General features: G+C 64.1%; 1 protein-coding gene. It reads right to left on the bottom strand.

The genetic code is table 11. The features are described 5' to 3' along the window. Nucleotides 1-376: 376 nt before the first annotated feature. Nucleotides 377-1,441 (bottom strand): IS110 family transposase, encoded by a 1,065-nt coding sequence (locus AB3X96_RS42355; RefSeq protein WP_176378653.1) that lies wholly within the window; start codon nt 1,439-1,441, stop codon nt 377-379. Nucleotides 1,442-1,546 lie beyond the last annotated feature (105 nt).

Here is a 1,546-nt window from a genome sequence, read left to right as displayed (position 1 = left end):
CGGACGCGCGTGGGATTTGCGCGAAGGAGTAGACCTCTGCGCACGACGTTTGCCCGGTACGGTGTACGACCTGATTTTTAATATCCGCGTGATTTGCGATTCCTTTGCCGTGAGGCTGTAGATGCTGGGCGTGTGCTGAGCTGTAGAGGTAGCAGACTGCATCCCTGTAACCGGCCTTCTCGCGCCAGAACTGCCAGCGCGGGCCACCATATCGAAGCCGCACGGGAGCTCCCAATTCCATCCGAGACGCAGCCTGCGCAGCGGGGATCAACCGCCACGGAATGGGGCTGGCCAGCAGGATAGCCGGGGTTTTCTCCCGTTCGGTCTGACCTCATGTTGCTATTGCACGTTGCAGCGTGGCGGGAAGTGCCTGGTACTACACGGTCGCGGTCGCGGCCGGCGCGCGATAGCGCTGCCAGGCGAGCGGATCGTAGGCTTCGTCGTGAGCCAGCATCGCCCACAGCATGCGGGCGTGTTTGTTGGCGATTGCGACGAGCGTCCTGTGATAGCCCTTGCGGTGGAACAGGTCGACGATCCAGCGCCCGAGGCGGGAGAGCCTGTCGGGCAGGCAGCGCAAGGCTGACTGCAGGGCGCTGCGCGCACCCTGTACCAGCAGGCTGCGTAGATAGCCATCACCGTGCCGGGTCACCTTGCCCAGTCGGGATTTGCCGCCGGAGCTATGCTGCTGGGGCGTCAGGCCGAGCCAGGCGCCAAACTGCCGGCCGTTCCTGAAGCTGGAGGCATTGGAAACGGTGGCTACAAGCGCGCTGGCGGTAAGCGGTCCGATACCGAGCAGTTCCCGCAGGCGCCGGGCGGGACCGTTACCAGCAAGATGTGCCGCAATTTCGGCATCACACCGTGTGACGCGCGCTTCAAGAGCGGCGAATTGCTCGCGCGCTTCCAGCAGGAGTGCCCGGATCGACGAGGGTAGTGCCGCGTCGTCGGTGAGTCGGGGTAATGCAGCTCGCAGTGTCGATCGGGAGCGGCCGAGCGCGATGCCAAATTCGGCGAGTAGTCCCCGCAGGCGATTGATCAGTGCGGTGCGCTCCTCGATCCATCCCAGGCGGGCGCGATGCCAGCTCAGGATGGCCTGCTGTTCGACCGTCTTGATAGTCACGAACCGCATGGTGGGTTGACGGGCCGCTACTGCAATCGCCTCGGCGTCTGCCGCATCGTTCTTGCCGCCTTTGCGAAACGGGGCGACGAATTCGGGGGCGATCAGGCGTACGGTGTGACCGCGGGCTGAGAACCAACGTCCCCAATGATGGGCGGAACTGCACGATTCCATCGCGATGGTGCCACTGGGGGCCTGCACGGCCCAGCGCTCGAATGCCGCCCGGCGCAACACCCGTCGCTCGCGGACAGCACCGCGTTCGTCGAGCACACAGATCGCGAAGACTTCCTTGGCCAGATCAATGCCGATCGTGATGGGACTGTTCATGGTTCACCTCGTCGTTCGGAAGAAAACAGCACGCCGCTTCGCGCGCCGCTGTGCGCGCCAGTTTGCGCGTGCCACTACCGACTCGAAAGTCCCTGATATTCCATC

The sequence above is a fragment of the Paraburkholderia sp. BR13439 genome, assembly GCF_040948805.1.
Classification (GTDB): domain Bacteria; phylum Pseudomonadota; class Gammaproteobacteria; order Burkholderiales; family Burkholderiaceae; genus Paraburkholderia; species Paraburkholderia youngii.
Note: the sequence above shows the minus strand (reverse complement) of the source record. Positions and strands in the feature narration are given on the sequence as shown.